Origin of the sequence: Nocardia sp. Root136, from assembly GCF_001427185.1 — a bacterium.
GTDB classification, from domain to species: domain Bacteria; phylum Actinomycetota; class Actinomycetes; order Mycobacteriales; family Mycobacteriaceae; genus Nocardia; species Nocardia salmonicida.
Genome location: NZ_LMFE01000010.1, coordinates 529,596 through 545,222 on the forward strand (window position 1 = coordinate 529,596; position 15,627 = coordinate 545,222).

General features: G+C 66.0%; 20 protein-coding genes. 8 read left to right on the top strand and 12 right to left on the bottom strand.

Annotation, left to right across the window (positions count from 1 at the left end; genetic code table 11):
- Positions 1-8: 8 nt before the first annotated feature.
- The 3 genes from ASD42_RS27425 to ASD42_RS27435 all read right to left on the bottom strand — a co-directional run bounded on the left by ASD42_RS27425 (position 9) and on the right by ASD42_RS27435 (position 3,753).
- The gene (locus tag ASD42_RS27425) at positions 9-584 is read right to left on the bottom strand and encodes a TerD family protein (RefSeq protein ID WP_056821714.1); all 576 of its coding nucleotides are present in this window, start codon (positions 582-584) and stop codon (positions 9-11) included.
- An 82-nt stretch (positions 585-666) separates the two neighbouring features.
- The gene (locus ASD42_RS27430; RefSeq protein ID WP_200950525.1) at positions 667-2,622 is read right to left on the bottom strand and encodes a hypothetical protein; all 1,956 of its coding nucleotides are present in this window, start codon (positions 2,620-2,622) and stop codon (positions 667-669) included.
- 90 nt (positions 2,623-2,712) lie between these two features.
- Complete coding sequence (locus ASD42_RS27435) at positions 2,713-3,753, bottom strand: ATP-grasp domain-containing protein (RefSeq protein ID WP_235569841.1); 1,041 nt, start codon at positions 3,751-3,753, stop codon at positions 2,713-2,715.
- A gap of 346 nt (positions 3,754-4,099) precedes the next feature.
- Between ASD42_RS27435 and ASD42_RS27440 the strand changes: the two genes are divergently transcribed.
- From ASD42_RS27440 to ASD42_RS27455, 4 genes are all read left to right on the top strand, one after another.
- Entirely contained in the window at positions 4,100-4,378 is a 279-nt protein-coding gene (locus tag ASD42_RS27440; protein ID WP_056821891.1) for a hypothetical protein, read from the top strand.
- Between the two features lie 50 nt (positions 4,379-4,428).
- Entirely contained in the window at positions 4,429-5,010 is a 582-nt protein-coding gene (locus ASD42_RS27445; RefSeq protein ID WP_056821894.1) for a TerD family protein, read from the top strand.
- Between the two features lie 154 nt (positions 5,011-5,164).
- Positions 5,165-5,494 carry a hypothetical protein gene (locus tag ASD42_RS27450; protein WP_056821718.1) on the top strand — a complete coding sequence of 110 codons (330 nt, stop codon included), beginning with the start codon at positions 5,165-5,167 and terminating at the stop codon, positions 5,492-5,494.
- 27 nt (positions 5,495-5,521) lie between these two features.
- Positions 5,522-6,034 (top strand): DUF1990 family protein, encoded by a 513-nt coding sequence (locus tag ASD42_RS27455; RefSeq protein WP_056821720.1) that lies wholly within the window; start codon positions 5,522-5,524, stop codon positions 6,032-6,034.
- Here ASD42_RS27455 and ASD42_RS27460 read toward each other — a convergent pair.
- Positions 6,031-7,068 carry a beta-ketoacyl-ACP synthase 3 gene (locus ASD42_RS27460; protein WP_056821722.1) on the bottom strand — a complete coding sequence of 346 codons (1,038 nt, stop codon included), beginning with the start codon at positions 7,066-7,068 and terminating at the stop codon, positions 6,031-6,033. The genes ASD42_RS27455 and ASD42_RS27460 overlap by 4 nt on opposite strands.
- Before the next feature lie 89 nt (positions 7,069-7,157).
- Here ASD42_RS27460 and ASD42_RS27465 point away from each other — a divergent pair, with 89 nt between their 5' ends.
- A complete protein-coding gene (locus ASD42_RS27465; protein WP_056821725.1) occupies positions 7,158-7,739 on the top strand; it encodes a TetR/AcrR family transcriptional regulator in 582 nt (193 codons plus the stop codon).
- 4 nt (positions 7,740-7,743) lie between these two features.
- Here ASD42_RS27465 and ASD42_RS27470 read toward each other — a convergent pair whose 3' ends face one another.
- Entirely contained in the window at positions 7,744-8,646 is a 903-nt protein-coding gene (locus ASD42_RS27470; protein WP_056821897.1) for an alpha/beta hydrolase fold domain-containing protein, read from the bottom strand.
- A gap of 100 nt (positions 8,647-8,746) precedes the next feature.
- The gene (locus ASD42_RS27475) at positions 8,747-9,289 is read right to left on the bottom strand and encodes a YaeQ family protein (protein WP_056821726.1); all 543 of its coding nucleotides are present in this window, start codon (positions 9,287-9,289) and stop codon (positions 8,747-8,749) included.
- Positions 9,290-9,375: 86 nt separating this feature from the next.
- On the opposite strand from ASD42_RS27475, the gene ASD42_RS27480 reads away from it, so the two are divergent.
- A complete protein-coding gene (locus tag ASD42_RS27480; RefSeq protein ID WP_056821727.1) occupies positions 9,376-9,807 on the top strand; it encodes a hypothetical protein in 432 nt (143 codons plus the stop codon).
- Between the two features lie 32 nt (positions 9,808-9,839).
- On the opposite strand, the gene ASD42_RS27485 is transcribed toward ASD42_RS27480, so the two are convergent.
- The 5 genes from ASD42_RS27485 to ASD42_RS27505 form a co-directional block, all read right to left on the bottom strand.
- A complete protein-coding gene (locus tag ASD42_RS27485) occupies positions 9,840-10,178 on the bottom strand; it encodes an MmcQ/YjbR family DNA-binding protein (protein WP_056821729.1) in 339 nt (112 codons plus the stop codon).
- 51 nt (positions 10,179-10,229) lie between these two features.
- Positions 10,230-11,114 (bottom strand): metal ABC transporter permease, encoded by an 885-nt coding sequence (locus ASD42_RS27490; RefSeq protein WP_056821730.1) that lies wholly within the window; start codon positions 11,112-11,114, stop codon positions 10,230-10,232.
- Entirely contained in the window at positions 11,111-11,845 is a 735-nt protein-coding gene (locus tag ASD42_RS27495) for a metal ABC transporter ATP-binding protein (RefSeq protein WP_056821731.1), read from the bottom strand. The genes ASD42_RS27490 and ASD42_RS27495 overlap by 4 nt, the downstream gene beginning before the upstream one ends.
- Complete coding sequence (locus ASD42_RS27500) at positions 11,842-12,780, bottom strand: metal ABC transporter substrate-binding protein (RefSeq protein ID WP_056821732.1); 939 nt, start codon at positions 12,778-12,780, stop codon at positions 11,842-11,844. Before ASD42_RS27500 ends, ASD42_RS27495 begins: the two co-directional genes overlap by 4 nt.
- Positions 12,781-12,847: 67 nt before the next feature.
- The gene (locus tag ASD42_RS27505; RefSeq protein WP_056821900.1) at positions 12,848-13,222 is read right to left on the bottom strand and encodes a cupin domain-containing protein; all 375 of its coding nucleotides are present in this window, start codon (positions 13,220-13,222) and stop codon (positions 12,848-12,850) included.
- Between the two features lie 79 nt (positions 13,223-13,301).
- Between ASD42_RS27505 and ASD42_RS27510 the strand changes: the two genes are divergently transcribed.
- Entirely contained in the window at positions 13,302-13,742 is a 441-nt protein-coding gene (locus tag ASD42_RS27510) for a MarR family winged helix-turn-helix transcriptional regulator (RefSeq protein ID WP_235569842.1), read from the top strand.
- A 212-nt stretch (positions 13,743-13,954) separates the two neighbouring features.
- Positions 13,955-14,188 (top strand): hypothetical protein, encoded by a 234-nt coding sequence (locus tag ASD42_RS27515; protein WP_056821736.1) that lies wholly within the window; start codon positions 13,955-13,957, stop codon positions 14,186-14,188.
- On the opposite strand, the gene ASD42_RS27520 is transcribed toward ASD42_RS27515, so the two are convergent.
- Complete coding sequence (locus ASD42_RS27520) at positions 14,189-15,613, bottom strand: amidase (RefSeq protein WP_056821738.1); 1,425 nt, start codon at positions 15,611-15,613, stop codon at positions 14,189-14,191.
- Positions 15,614-15,627 lie beyond the last annotated feature (14 nt).

Here is a 15,627-nt window from a genome sequence, read left to right on the forward strand (position 1 = left end):
CTGACGCGTCAGAGGTTGACGCCGAAATCGCGGGCGATGCCTTCCAGACCGGAGGCGTAGCCCTGGCCGGTGGCGCGGAACTTCCACTCGGCGCCGTTGCGGTACAGCTCGCCGAAGACCATGGCGGTTTCGGTGGACGCGTCCTCGGAGAGGTCGTAGCGCGCCAGTTCCTCGCCATTGCTGCGGTCGAGGACGCGGATGTAGGCGTTGCGCACCTGGCCGAAGGACTGGCTGCGAGCGGCCGCGTCGTAGATCGAGACCGGGAACACGATGGAGTCGATCGTGGCCGGAGTGTTGGCCAGGTCGACGTTGATCGTCTCGTCGTCACCGTCGCCGGCACCGGTGGTGTTGTCGCCCGCGTGCTCGATCGCGCCCTCGGGCGACTTCAAGTTGTTGAAGAAGACGAAGTGCCCACTCGACACCACCTTCTTGTCGGCGCCGAGGCCGATGGCGCTGGCATCGAGGTCGAAGTCCGTGCCGGTGGTGGTCCGCAGATCCCAGCCCAGGCCGACCGCGACGGCGGTGAGATTCGGCGCCGCCTTGGTCAGTGAGACATTGCCACCCTTGGACAAGCTGACACCCATATCGAAATCTCCCCTTGCTCATCGCGGCACGAAGCGCGCCGACGCCCACACCCTAGCGTTCGACTCTGAACATTTGCTGTGATCAATCCTCTTCGGCCGCACCCGATTCCACGGGCATGCGGTCGGCGCCCCAACTGCGGTGGATGTAGCCGATCACCCGGTCCAGTTCGGCACGCTCGACGGCGGCCAGTTCACCTGGCTCGAGCGGATCGAAATGGAAGATGTAGAGGCGCGAGGCGAATTGCTCGAAGGGCAGCGACGCTTCGCCGAAACGCTCACCGTGCCCGGCTGTTCCGACGACCACCCCGTCGCCCCAGTCCTGGCCGCTGTCGTTGTTCGGGTTGTAGAAATACACCCGCATAGTGTCCTGCGGATCGAGACTGACCCGGAGCACGGTGATCGCGTGCCACCCGACGAAGCGGGCCGCGCTGTCGGTCACGGCGATACCGGCGGGCTGCGGATGGATCACCGGCTGGTTGCCGTTGTAGAAGGGGTGGTAGCCGGCGTAGAAGTGGCGCAGGAATTCGTCGAGGTCGGTGAGGTGGCCGGTGGCCACGTCGACATTGATCCGGAAGCCGCGCCCGGACCACCAGCCGTGGAACTCCGGATTGATCCAGCGATGCGGATCGCCTTCGCGACCGATACAGCGCTGTCCCATCTCCGCGTAGATCCGGTCCAGGTGCGGAACCACCAGCAGCGATACCGGGTCCAGATCCAGTTGCAGCGCACTCGATTCCGCGTCGACGGCCGGGCGCGAGGAAATCGGCTGCCCCTCGAAGTGCATGACGATCTCGTCGTCGCGCGCGGCCCACACCAGCGTCTGCAACAGATAGTCCGGATCGTTGTAGGCCCACATCGACAGTGCCCGCGCCGATTGACAGGTGGGGTTGTCGCCCTGCCCGATCCCCAGCGGCAGACCCAGCACCGACAGCATCCCCGACAACAACCACGCCCGCGGATCAGGTGTCGGCCCGAACACCGCGGTCAGCCGTGCGCACGAGTGCGGTGAAAGCCGTAGCGCCAGTTGGCGCCACAGCGCGGGCGCGACCGGCGGCTGATAGAGGATGCCGCGTTCGAGCATCAAGGTGAGTCCGTAGATGCACTGCGCGGTTTCGGCGTGCACCGCCTGCTCGATGAGGCTGTGCACCAGTTCGTGATAGCAGAGCAGGCTGTCGCGGCCGGTGCTGGACAGGCCCATTGCCTCACCGAGCAGGTACGCACCCTTGGTGAGCAGAAACCGCAGCAGCACAGCGTGATACGGCGAGACCAGTCCGGTGTCGTGCATGGACCGCGCGAATCCCGTTGCCTCGTACTGCAACGCGCTGTCGTCCATCGATTCCAGACGCGTGCGGTAGATCTCGACGCCCGGGTCTTCCCTGCACCCCTCGGTGGTTCCGTAGAGGCTGCTGATCAGCCGATCGGCACCGAGACCACTGGCGCCGAGGTCGACATCGGGATTCGCACGGGCGACAGCGATCTGGGTGATCATCCGCTTCACCCCGTCGACCTGGATGGGCCGCTGCCGCAGGATGCGCCAGATCTCGTCGACCAGATTCTCGAGCACCTTCTCGTACCCGACCTCGGCGACGAGGTAGTGCAGCAGCTCGCGCGAGACCTGCGCCATCCGCCCCTGCTGTTCCCGCTCGGCCTCGCTGGGCGGGGAGAACAGCAGCGACAGATTCACCGCGAGCACCTGCGACAGATGATCATTGGCCTGTTCGGCCGAAACCAGCGCATGCTGGTAATCACCCTTGGCGACCGCGAGCAGCCGCAGATCACTCACCGCCTCCAACACCATGGTGTCGGTATTGGCGCTGCGCAGCGAGCCGGTGCTCAGCGCCGGGATGAGGATCTGCGGCTGTGCCCAATCCGTACCGAGGAACAGGCCCGCGGTCTCCAATTTCTCGGCACGTTCGCGCACCGCGGCGCAACCGCCGGGCAGCAGCAACACCCGCCGCAGGGAGTCCATCACCCTGGGCAGTTTGACCTGCTTACCGAAATCGCCTGCGTCCGCGAGGGACTGTGTGGCGTGGTCCATCGTGGCGAGGCGCCGGTCCAGGCTCGTCCCGTCGTGGCCATCCGGACTCAATCGCCGATCCCTTCGCACACCGTTGCCCCTGGCAACGGATCAAATGTAGAAGTCGAGCTCTTCTTGTCGCTTCAACAGATCCCGCAGAGTGTACGGGTCCTCGCCGAAGAAATAGAGCAGACCCCAGTGATTACCGAATGCGGTCCGTTTGGTTACCTTTTCGGCTTGTGGCGCCGTGAGCTCGTGCGTCTCGAAGTAATCGTGATCCTCGGTCTCGGGCGGCACCGACAGTCGGCTGACCACGCGCCGACGCGGATACACGCCGAAACATCCCGCGTGGCCCGTGGCATCCACCACTTCCTTCGGGAAGAACGCTTCGATCTCCTCGTCGGTGGATTTCGGGTCGAAAGCCAGCACCAGCGCATGGTAGGCGTTGAAACCGTATGTCCGTTCCAGCAGCTCGAACACCTTGAAACCCGGCGGCCGGTAGGCGACTTCGCCGAAGTACATCTCCCCGTCGCTGGTGACGAAGTACTCCGGATGGATGAAGCCGAACTCGATGTCGAAGGTCTTGATCAGCTTTTCGACCTGCCGAGTGATCTCGGGCCGGTATTTCTCGAGCTCCGGCGTCGCGGGCACGAACACCGAGTATCCGAGCGTCACGTACTCCGAGATGTTCAGGAAGCAGATACGGCCGTTGTGGACCCAGGCCTCGACCGCGAACTCCCAGCCGTCCAGGTGCGATTCCATCAGCATCGGGAACTCGTCGTCAGGGATGGTGTCGACCTCGTCGGGGGTCCGGATGATCCGATGGCCGAGGCAGCCCGCCTTGTCGAAGGCCTTGAGGTGAATCGGATCGTTGGGATCACCGTCGAGCTTCAGCAGGGTCTGATTGACCCGCTTCAGGAAGCGGATCACATCGTCGCGCTCGTGCGCCTCTTCGAAGATGCCGACCCGGATACCACCGAGCTGCGCGCGCCGTTTCATCAACGACTTGTCGCGCAGGAGCATGGACTGTCCGAGCAGCCGAGGGTTGTCGAGCAGTACGGAATTGATCGCACCCGCCCACTCCACCGTCTCCTCGAAGATCGGAATAGCGACGTCGACACCCTTTTTCTTCAGGGTATCCGCGATCTCCATCGAACGGTCGTTGAGCCGCTCGAAATCCCAGGGGATATATGGAATGTCGTGCTCGGTACAGTAACTTTCCGCCCATTCGGGCGCTACTACGATATAGCGTCGGTCGAACCGGTCGATCGCCTCGACCGCGTTCAAACTCCAACCCAATAGGGCTACATAACCTTTGTCCGGGTTTCGACTTTTCGATTCGTCACCTGAAATCGACAAACCTTATCCCCTTTCGAACTACACAGCCCGGAAACCCGGGACTCTGAGTGAATCCCCGCAGGGCTGCCATTTCCATGGAGTACCCGACCCCCGCGCGACCAACCATGACGAAGCTGTGACCGAGGGCTACGCTCATCCCATGCCCGGTCCCGAGACCCTGCCGCCGCCACGCAACGGCGCCGGCCTCGCGGCGTTGGTGCTCGGCATCATCGCCTGCACGGTCTCGTTCATTCCCGTGGTCAGCGAGTTCGTCGCCGCCCCCGCCGGCATCGGGGCCGTGGCCGCCGCCTTCGTCGGTTGGGACCGGATCGAGAGCGGGGTAGCCACCAACCGCGCCGACACGATCGCGGGCGGGATCCTCGGCGCGATAGCCCTGGCGGTGACCGCCCTCGTCTACCTCGCGACCCATTCCGGCTGACCGATTCCGCCGCCCTGCACGTGGCGGGCGAAGTCCGTAGCCTGAAAGTCGTGATTACTCTCAAGAAAGAAGACGGCGCAGCCGATCTCGCCGGTATCACCAAGATGAGCGTGGGGGTGAGCTGGGATCCGTCGGCGGGTTCCAGCGGTGGAATTCTCGGAATGGCCCGGCGCAAGCGCGGTGTCGATCTGGATCTGATCGCCGTGCTGTTCCAAGGCGGTGAACCGGTGCGGTTCGCCGGTCTGGATTCGCTCGACCCGCTCGCCAACGGATCGGTGCTGCACACCGGCGACGAGCAGACCGGTGCGGCCGCGGGCGACGACGAGACCGTGCACGTCACGTTCAGCAATGTTCCCCCCGCCATCGACTCCATCGTTTTCGTCGCCGTCGCGTTCAAGAAGGGCAGCTCCTTCGAGAAGGCCAACAACGTCTCGTTCAAGATCTACGACGCCACCGGCGGCGATTCCCAGCCCGTCGCCGACATCTGGCCGTCGCTGCTCGGCGCGGAAAACGCCAACGCGATCGCGCGGACCTTCCGCAACGGTCCGGTGTGGCAGCTGGAGGTCCTCGACCGCAAGGGCAAGATCAAGCAGGGCGATCGCCAGGCGTTGCTGCGCTTCGCCATCGGCTGACACCGCGGCGGCAGGGCCCGGCGCGCACCGCGCCGAGCTCCGCCGCGGTGCGGCGACGACCTCGCCCTTTCCCGTATTTGCGACATCAGCGAAGTTCGTCAAGACCACGCGATTTCGGTGTTCCCTGAATAGTTGCTGCGATACGGTTTTCCGCATGGACGACATCGAGTTGGATTTGCCGAGCGTCGCTACTTCCCGCAACGCCGGACGGATTCTGGAAATCGGCGCGGTCGGTCTGCGCAACCCATTGCCCGTCGACGGAGAGCAGACCCACGCCTACGTGTGCTGCGTCGACGGCACCACCCTGCAGCTCCCGGATTCGCTACAGAACTGGGCCATGCAAACCCTCGCCGCGAACTTCGACCTACGTGCGACCGGCCTACCCTCACTGTTCCCCTGCCGCTTCGAATTCGGCATCCGCGACGGCGCGGCCTACGCGGTCCCGGTGACCCAGCGGTCGCTGCGCGAGAAGGCGAACGCATGACGACCTGACGGCACCTATCGTCACCTCATGCACGAGGAACTCACTTACGCCCCGGCCGGCGCGACCAGCCCGGCCGACGAAATCTGGACCGGCGAATTCCCCGGATTCCGCCGGTTCGACGCCACGGTGGCGATCGGCTACGGCGAGCCGACGTGGGCCGCCTCGTCCGAGGCCGTCATGACGTGGGGCATCAAGCGCCGCAGCGGCTTTCGTATCGCTCCCGATGTTGCGGTGTCGACGGACGCGAAGTACCGGATCACCGCGGGCTGGGGACCTGTCTCCGTCCACGAGCCGGTTCGCGTAGTCGCGGTGGTCGATACCGAGAACCGGTGCGGCTTCGCCTACGGCACCTTGCCCGGCCATCCGGTCAGCGGCGAGGAGGCCTTTGTCGTGCATCGGGATTCGGCCGGCACCGTCTCGCTCACCCTTCGCTCGCTGACGAGACCGGCACCGACCGGACCATGGCGCTTCGCTTTTCCGATACTTCTTGTCGCGCAACGCTTCTACCGTCGCCGATATCTGCGTGCGCTGGTGAACTAGGCGATCGGGGGCAGATGAACGACCTGGCCCGCGTACGCCAGACCGGCGCCGAAGCCGAGCAGTAGCGCCGTGTCGCCGGGGTCGGCGGCGCCGGAGCGCACGAGTTGTTCCATGGCCATCGGAATGGACGCGGCGCTCGTATTACCGGTTTCGATGATGTCGCGAGCGACGGCGACCTTCTCGGGCAGGCCGAGGGTGCGAACCAGCGCGTCGGTGATGCGGATATTGGCCTGATGCGGGACGAAAGCGTCGAGGTCGGCGGCCGTGAGCCCCGCGTGATCGAGCGCGTCACGACAGGCTTTCTCCAAGAACGTGACAGCCCACCGGAACACCTCGGTGCCGTTCATCCGAATATAGGGACGTTGCGAAGTACCACCACTGGCCTCGGCCGCGGCGACTTCGGCGAAATACTCGAGAAAGTCCTTGTCCTGCTTGATCGCCGAGGTCCGCGAGCCATCCGAACCCCACGCGACCGGGCCGATCCCCTCCTGTTCGGCCGCGCCGACGACGACCGCACCGGCGCCGTCGGCGAAGATGAACGCGCACCCGCGATCGGTGGTGTCGAGCAGATCCGACAGCCGCTCCACCCCGATCACCAGCACCTGCCGCGCCTGACCGGAGCGCACCAGATTCGCCGCATCGGCCAACGCGTAACAGAAGCCCGCGCAGCCGGCGGAAATGTCGAAGGCGGCGGTGTCGTGCATGCCGAGTTCGGTCGCCACCACCGCGCCCGCCGACGGGCCGAGCACCATCTGCGACGACGTCGCGAGCACCACCGCATCGACCTGCTCAGCGCTCACCCCCGCCGCCGCGAGCGCGTCACGCGCGGCCGCGACGCTCATCGAGATGATCGTCTCGTCGGGCTCGGCCCAGTGCCGGGCGGCGATCCCGGAACGGGTCTTGATCCATTCGTCCGACGACTCGATCGCATCGACGATCTCGGCATTGGGCACGACACGGCGCGGGCGGTACACGCCGAGGCCGAGAATTCCCGCGTGGGTGACCGGAACCGCGGTGGCAATGGGGGTGGGCATGGCATCCTCTCCATATGAACCGATCGGTTCACGTATAAATAGGTCTAACATGAACCGATCGGTTCAATCAAGGGGTAGGAGAAGATCGGATGGCTGCCGGACCACGCGCCCGACTGATCGAGCACACGATCAGCACCGTCCAGGAACACGGTGTGCACGCGGCTGCGCTGAGTGAACTACTCAAGCGCAGTAGGACCTCGCGTAACTCGCTGTACCAGCACTTCCCTTCCGGCAAGGGCGAATTGGTGCAGACAGCGGCACGAATCGTGGCCCGTCTGGTGTACTCGCACGTGAGCTCGATGGCCGACGCCCTCCAGACCGCGCCCTCGGCCCAGCAGTGGCTCACCGACCTACTCGCCTTCTGGCGAATTCCGCTGGAAAAGTCCGATTACGCCGCGGGCTCGTTCATGATGGCGGCCGCTCTCGACGAGCTGGACCCCGCCGTCCAGTCCATCGCGGGCCAGGCCTTCGCCGAATGGACCGCCCGGTTGGCCGACGGGATCGTGGCCACCGGGATCGAACGCTCCACCGCGGTGTCGCTGGCCGGTTTCCTGCTCACCACCATCGAGGGCACGATCGTGCACAGCCGCGCGCTCAAGTCGTCACACCCGTTCGACCAAGCGGTCACTCAGCTGACGATCCTGTTCAAGGTGCACCTGTCCGAGCGTTGAGATCTCACGAGATGCTGTGCGCCGCATCCAGTTCGGCGCGCAGGATGGTGATGATCCGGCGGCGGGCCGTCGCGCCTTCGGCGCTGGGAGTAAGCGGGTAGACGTGCACGAGTCCGGGTTCTTCGTGGTAGTCCAGGTCGACACCCGCCGAGCGCGCCTTCGCCTCCAGCAGGCGGGCATCGGGGTTCAGGATGTCGTCGGTTCCGGTGAACAGCGTGATCGGCCCCAGCCCGCCGAGGTCGCCGAACAGCGGGCTGACCAGGGGATCTTTCATCGATAGTTCGCCGCTCCACATCCTGCCGAACACCAGCCCGCCGTCGCGACCGAGCCACGGATCACGTCGGAGCACCTCGTCGATCTCGGGATTTTCGAGGGTGAGGTCGAGGGCGGGCGAGATCAGAATCGTGCGGGGAACGGTATGGCCCGCGTCGCGCAGATGCAGCGCGGTGGACAGTGCGATCTGACCGCCCGCGGAGTCGCCGGCGAGGAAAGTCGGGCCGTAGCGCTTGTCGGCCGCCGTGACCAGTTCGGCGAAGCGGGGAATCACCTGCGCCGCGGTGCCGAAGGGGATCAGCGGATAGATCGGGACCGTCACGACGAGGTGTGTCTGCGCGGCGATGCGGGCCGCGAGTTGCCAATGTTGCGAAGCGATTTCGCCCACCCAGCCGCCGCCGTGCGCGTACACGAGGCCGCCGCGCGAGATGCCGTCCGACGGGGTCAAGGTGTAGATCGGCCAGCCGCCCTCCTGCGCCACCGAGATCTCCACACCACGAAGTTTGCGCGGCGGACCGTAGGCGACGGGCCGCAGCCCGCGCTCACGCACGTGTGCCGTGGCCATCTCGGCATCGATGTAGTTCCGGTTGCGCCGGGTGACCCGCAGGAATCCCGGAATCACGAACCGACTCATCACACCGGGCACCGCGACCTCCACTCGACGACGAGACCGGCACAGTCGAAGCGCTCGGGCCGAGCGTCGCCGGTGCACGCCAAGCTACCCCGTACCGGCGTCAGCCGAGGGGTTGCTCGGTGACATCGGTACGCAAGCTGGTGCCGTTGAGGTCCAGATAGAGCACACCCTCGGTGACCGAGAGGGTGGCGGTATTACGACGATCGACCAGCGCCGCCGCCTCGTCGATGAACGCGCGATCGAAACTGACAAGCGGAATCCGCGCGGCGTTGTGGATCTTCTTGCCCGCGTATTGCGCGAGTACCCTCGCCGGGTCACGATGGGTATAAACCACCGCACGACCTGCGAGTTTGCTTCCACGATGAATACGATCGGCGTCGGGCGCGCCCACTTCGATCCACGCGGTGGTCTGCCCGGTCATATCCCGAACCTGCACCGCGGGCTCATCGGTCGCCGAGATCCCGCCGTCGCTGAAGACGATCCCCTCCTCGTATTGCAGGCAGTACGCGAGGATCCGCGTGATCATGTATTCCAGCGTCTCCGACGGATGCCGAGCCACCCGCAATTCGAGATCCTCGTACACCCCCCGGTCCACATCGGCGAGCTGAACGGCGAAATTGTGCAGTGTTGCGCTGAGTGCCATAGGAGCTCCGACCCTACCGGGCCGCCACGTCGACTACTCGCGCACTCCCGGTTGCACTTACCGGTCCGGACCGCCAGCATCTGTACATGAGAATCACTCACGTTTCGGCTCTGGCCGCCGTTTTCCTCGCACTCGGCACGGCAACCGCTGCGGCAGAACCGAATGCGGCCGACTCACCCCGTCAGGCCATTGCCCGCGCCTACCTCGACGCCCTGGTTTCCCACGACGCGAGCGCGGTCCCCTTCGCCCCCGACGCCACCCGCGTCGAGGTCGGCTTCCAAACCGGCTACTCGGGCCCGCAGCTGAGCGCCGACTTGGAGAACGGCCTCCAGTACCGCGTGATCCGAGGCATTCGCGACCTCACCATGTCCGAATCCGGCGACACGGTCACCACCCACTACCTCCTCGACACCGGAGTGGGCGACATCCGCCTGACCACCGTGGAGATCACCGAGACCTTCGTCATCCCGGTGGACTCCATCCAGACGATCGAGGCCACGATCACGCCGGTGCTGTAGTCGATCTCGCGGACCGGTGGACTGTCACGCGCTCACTGGTCCGCCTCCAGCAAGGCCCGCGGGGCGGCCTGGCACCAGGAGTCGGTGACTATGGCTTCCAGTTCCTCGCGATCGTCGAGCGACGCCAGGCGGACGCGGACCCAGGGGTTACCGGACTCGTGCGAGGCGATCCAGAATTTGTCGGGTTCGGCGAGGACCAGTTCGTCGCGGTCGAGGATCGGGCAGCGGACCGCCATCGAGGTCTCGTCCTCAGGAAGGGTGAGGAACAGCTTGCCCGCGACCTTGAAAATCGGCATGCCCCAGGCGAATTGCTCTGTCGTCTGCGGTAGCGACAGGACGTAGGCGCGGACGTCGTCCCCGGTGACCTTCATGAGCTACATCCTGACAGCACACACCGACACCGATCGGATGCCGTCGGGGCCCTAGTCGACCACCCCGATGGTGGTCACCGACTTTCGGGCGCGCGAGGCGGTGATCCGGCGGCCGATCACGCCGTGGCGGGGTGCGAAGAGGTAGACGAAGGTGAACGCGACGCCCTGGGTCACCACGACCATGCCGCCCGCGGCGGTATCGAGGTGGTAGCTGATGTAGAGGCCGGTCACCGCGCACAGCACCGACACGGTGGGGGCGATGACGAGCATGCGGGAGAAACGGTCGGTGAGCAGGTAGGCGGTGGCGCCGGGGATGATCAGCATGGCCACCACCAGGACCACCCCGACAGCTTGCAGCGCGACCACCGAGGTCAGCGCCAGCAGGGCGAGTAGAGCGGTACCGAGGACGCGGGGGTTGAGGCCGATGGCGTGGGCGTGGGTGGCGTCGAAGGCGTAGAGGGTGAAGTCGCGCCGCTTGAGGACTAGGGCGACCAGGACGATGGCGGCCAGGATCATGATCTGGACCATCTCGCCGCGGCTCACCCCGAGCAGGTTGCCGAAAACGATGTGGTTCAAGTCGGTTTGGCTCGGCGTCACCGACACCAGCACCAAGCCGAACGCGAACAAGGTGGTGAACACGATGCCGATCGTGGCGTCTTCCTTCACGCGACTCGTATCGCGGACGACCCCGATCAACGCGACAGCGAGGAACCCGAAGATCACCGCGCCGACGGCGAACGGCCAGCCGACGATATAGGCCAGCACCACCCCGGGCAGCACCGCGTGCGACACCGCATCACCCATCAGCGACCAGCCGATCAGCACCAACCAGCACGACAGCACCGCGCACACCACCGCCGCCGTGACGGTGGTGGCCAGCGCGCGCACCATGAATTCGTAGCGCAGCGGGTCGATGAAGAATTCCTCGAGGCTCATCGGTCTCCGTCCACATCCAGGCCGAAGGCCTTGGCCAGGTTCTCCGGACGCAACACCACATCGGGGTCGCCGTGTTCGAGCACCCGGCGGTTCAACAGCACTGCCTCGTCGGCCAATTGGGGCAACGCGTGCAGATCGTGGGTGGAGACCAGAATCGTGGCCCCGTCCGCGGCCAGCTCACGCAACAGCGCGGTGATGGTCGCCTCGGAACGCTTGTCGACACCGGCGAACGGCTCGTCGAGCAGCAGGATCGTGGCCTCCTGGGCGATGCCGCGGGCGACGAACGTGCGCTTCTTCTGACCACCGGAGAGCTGACCGATCTGCCGGTCGGCCAGGTCGGTGAGCTCGACGCGGGCCAGCGCCGCGTCGACGGCGGCGCGGTCGGCCTTGCTCGCCCGGCGGGTGAACCCCATTTTCCCGTAGCGCCCGGTCATCACCACATCGCGCACCGACAGCGGAAAACTCCAGTCCACGTCCTCGGACTGCGGCACGTATCCGAGACTGCCCGCCTTACGCGCGGCCGCCGGGGCGCGACCGTTGATCAGCACCCGGCCTCGGTCGGGCGTCACCAGACCCATCACGGTCTTGAACAGCGTCGATTTACCCGAGCCGTTCATGCCGATCAGCCCGCAGACCCGGCCCGATTTCAAGGTGAGTTCGACATTGTCGAGCGCGAGCACATCACCGTAATGAACTGTCACGTCCTGGATTTCGACAACCGGTGCGGTCATTTGGACGCTCCGGCGAGTGCGGCCGCGATGGTGTCGGCATCGTGGCGGATCAGCTGCAGATAGGTCGGCACCGGGCCGTCGGCTTCGGAGAGCGAGTCGACGTAGAGGACGCCGCCGAACCGCGAGCCGGAGGCTTCGACCACGCGTTGCATCGGCGCGTCGGACACGGTCGATTCACAGAACACCGCGGGCACACGGCGCTGGCGGACGAAGTCGATGGTCGAGCCGATCTGCTGCGGGGTGGCCTGCTGTTCGGCGTTGACCGGCCAGATGTACTTCTCGGTCAGCCCCGCGTCACGAGCGAGGTAGGAGAACGCGCCCTCGCAGGTGACCAGGGCGCGCTGATCGGCGGGCAGGGTGTTCACCGCCGCGACGAGCTCGTCGCGCACCGCGCCGAGCTGCGTTTTGTAGGCGTCACCGTTGGCACGGTAGGCGTCGGCGTGTTCGGGGTCGAGATCGGTGAACGCGCGAACCATGTTGTCCACGTAGATCTGCGCGTTCACCGGCGACATCCAGGCGTGCGGATTGGGCTTGCCCCGGTAGGCGTCCTCGCTGATGTCCATCGGCGCCACCCCCTCGCTGACCACCGCGTGCGGCACATCGAGATCGGCGACGAACTGGTTGAACCAGGCCTCGAGGTTGAGCCCGTTGTCCAGGATCAGGTCGGCCTTGGCCGCCTTCTTGATGTCGCCCGGGGTCGGCTCGTAACCGTGGATCTCGGCCCCGACCTTGGTGATCGACTCCACCCGCAGGTGCTCGCCCGCCACATTCCGGGCCATATCGGCGAGCACGGTGAAGGTGGTGAGGACCACCTTCCGCTCGTCGCCATCGGAGGTGATCCCACCGCAGGCGGTGAGCGCGAACGCCATGACACTCAGAACACATGCCGCGAGCACCCGGCGTCGCACCGGCGAACGGTAGAACCCAACCTTCATTCCAGAATTATATTGTTCGGGTAGCCGAACTTTCAAGTTCTGGTCTCGAAACAGTCGCGAAGACGGCTCAGGATGCCCAGGGCGGGGTGAAGGTCGAGCCATCGGGGAGTTCCGCCGCGAAGCCGACGCGCACAGTCACCAACAGGGTGGCCGGCTCGCCGGTCGAGTTCGCGAGGGCGATCATCGAGCCCGCGGGCGCGACCGCCGCGTCACCCGGTTTCATCGGCGCGGATTCACCGTCGATGGCCATGGTCACCTCGCCCGACAGCAGCACGAAGGCCTCCTCCCCCAGGATGCGGTGCGGCACGCCGACCGAATCGGCGGCAACCTCCGTCTGCCAGACGCACAGCTCGGCACTGCCGGTGCCGGGACGGACCAGAGACGTGAACCGAGCGTTGTGCACCTCGTGCACCTGCGCGTCGGCGGAACGGATTACCGGCATTCGAACCTCCATAAGGTCAAGTAACTTGTCTATATAGTCAAGTAGATTGACCATTGTGTCAAGTGCCAGAATGACTGTCGTGCCCGCGAACGCAGACCTCCCCCTCCTGCTACTCGCGGCAGCGGCCGAGATAACCCAGGCGGTGCACGCCGGGGTCACCGCCGCGGGGTTCACCGATATCCGGCCGACGCACGGCTTCGCCTTCGTGCGCATGGCGCCCGAAGGCGCGACGGTCGGCGAGATTGCCGAGCACCTCGGCGTCACCAAACAGGCGGCCAGCCAGCTGGTCGACGAATTGGTCAGCAAGGGCTATGCCGACCGCAACCCACACCCACGCGACGCGCGCGCCCGCCTGATCACCCTCACCGACCGCGGCTGGGCGTGCACCCGGGCCGCCGACGCCGCGCTGGCCGAATTCACCCAGACCTGGTCGGACACCCTCGGCGCCGCGACTCTCACCCAGGTCGGCACTGCACTGCGCCGTGTCGTCGTCCCGGGACGGGTCCGCCCGAGCTGGTGAACAGTCACCACCCCCGTAACCAATCGACGCGTCCCGACGATTTCATATCGGGTACTCAATTAATCCGAAGAACTAGATTTTCAAAACCTGCGCGGTGTCACGGCGAGCGGCATACTCTCGGATCGAGCGGTGACGCGCCACCGCAGCACCCGGGCCGACGGCTCGGGTAGCGCACTCGTCACGTCATCGTTCGCCCCGATCCCGGAGGGTCAATGTCAGTCCTAGCCACCGCTTCATCCACCGTCGACACTGTCACCCGGCACAAATACGAGCGGCTGCAGTACACCGGCTCGGCCGGCGTCGTCGCCTCGCTGGAAGACGCGCGTCTCGTCGATCGTTGGCGTGCCGATTACCCCGGCTGGGACGGCGAGCACTGGGCATTCGACGCGGGCACCGACAGCCCGGGACGGCTGCGCCCGATCAATGTCGCGGTACGCAACAACTGATCAGGCGGCACCCGCGGCGGCGGCCCGATCGACGATCCGTGGGAACGGGCTCGCCGCCTCCAGTTGGTAAGCAAGGTCCAGCAGGGTCCGCTCGTCACCACGACGAGCGGCGAACTGGATCGAGCCGGGCAGACCGCTCGGCAGTAGCCCGTGCGGCAGCGAAATGCCAGGTCCCCCACCGACATTGTTGAGCGGGGTGAAACCCACGTAGTCGGCGAGTTTGGTGAACAGCGCGTCGAACGGCTGGCCGGGTGCGAGTTCGCCGATACGCGGCGCGGGATGGGACAGCACCGGGGTGAGCATTACGTCGATGTCGGCGAAATGCTTGTCGTAGGCCGCGACGCCCCCGCGCAACCGCCACGTCGACGCGACCACACCGAGCGGATTGCGCTTGGCCAGCCCGATCAGACCGGTGGTGAACGGGTCGAGCTTGCGCGGATCGAAGTGCCCGCGATGCCCGAGCCGGAACGACAGCGCCATCGCCGCGGCCATCACCGCCCAGTACTGCTTGAAGTCCTCGACGAAGCGCGGATCCACATCGAGGCGCATCTCGACGATCTCGTGGCCGAGACCTTCGAGCACCTTCGCCGCGGATGCCAGGACGACGCCGTTGTCGGCGTGCACCGGGCGGCCGAGGATATCGGCGGTGATCAGACCGATCCGCAACCGTCGCGTACTCGGCCCCTCGACCAGCCCGACCGGCGTCAAGTTCGACGTCGGGTCGAATCGTTCGACGGCGGCCAGGTAGTGCGCGGTGTCGCGGACCGAGCGGGTGAGCACGCCCTCGGCAACCAGGTGCACCGGCAGTTTGCGGGCGCCCGGCTGGTCGAGCAGGCGATTGCGGGTGGTCTTCAGGCCGACGAGACCGTTGGCCGCGGCGGGGATGCGGATAGAGCCGCCACCGTCGTTGGCATGCGCGATCGGCACCACCCCCGCCGCGACGAGCGCCGCCGAGCCGCCAGAGGACGCACCCGCCGAGTACTCCGGATTCCACGGATTGCGGGTCGGCGCGCGATGGGTGAACTCGGTACTCGCGGTGAGGCCGAACTCCGGCAACGTCGACTTACCGAGCACGATCACGCCCGAATGCAGGAACTGCGCTCCGGGACCGCTGGTCACCGTGGCCGGGTGCGGGGTGAACGCGGCCGAGCCGTGGCAACTCGGCAGGCCCGCGATATCGGTGTTGTCCTTGACGAACGCGGGCACGCCCGCGAACACGCCCGCGGTTTCCGGGGTCGACGCCGCACGCTCGAAACAGGTCATCTGCACGGCGTCCAGACTCGGATCGACCCGCCGGGTCCTGGCGATCGCGGCGTCGATCACCTCCGCCCGACTCACCTCCCCCTCCCGCAACGCCGCGGCGACACCGACCGCGTCCAGCGTCCCGAGGGCATCGTCGGTGAATCCGTGCACGGCAGAGCTCATACCCGCAGCGTAAT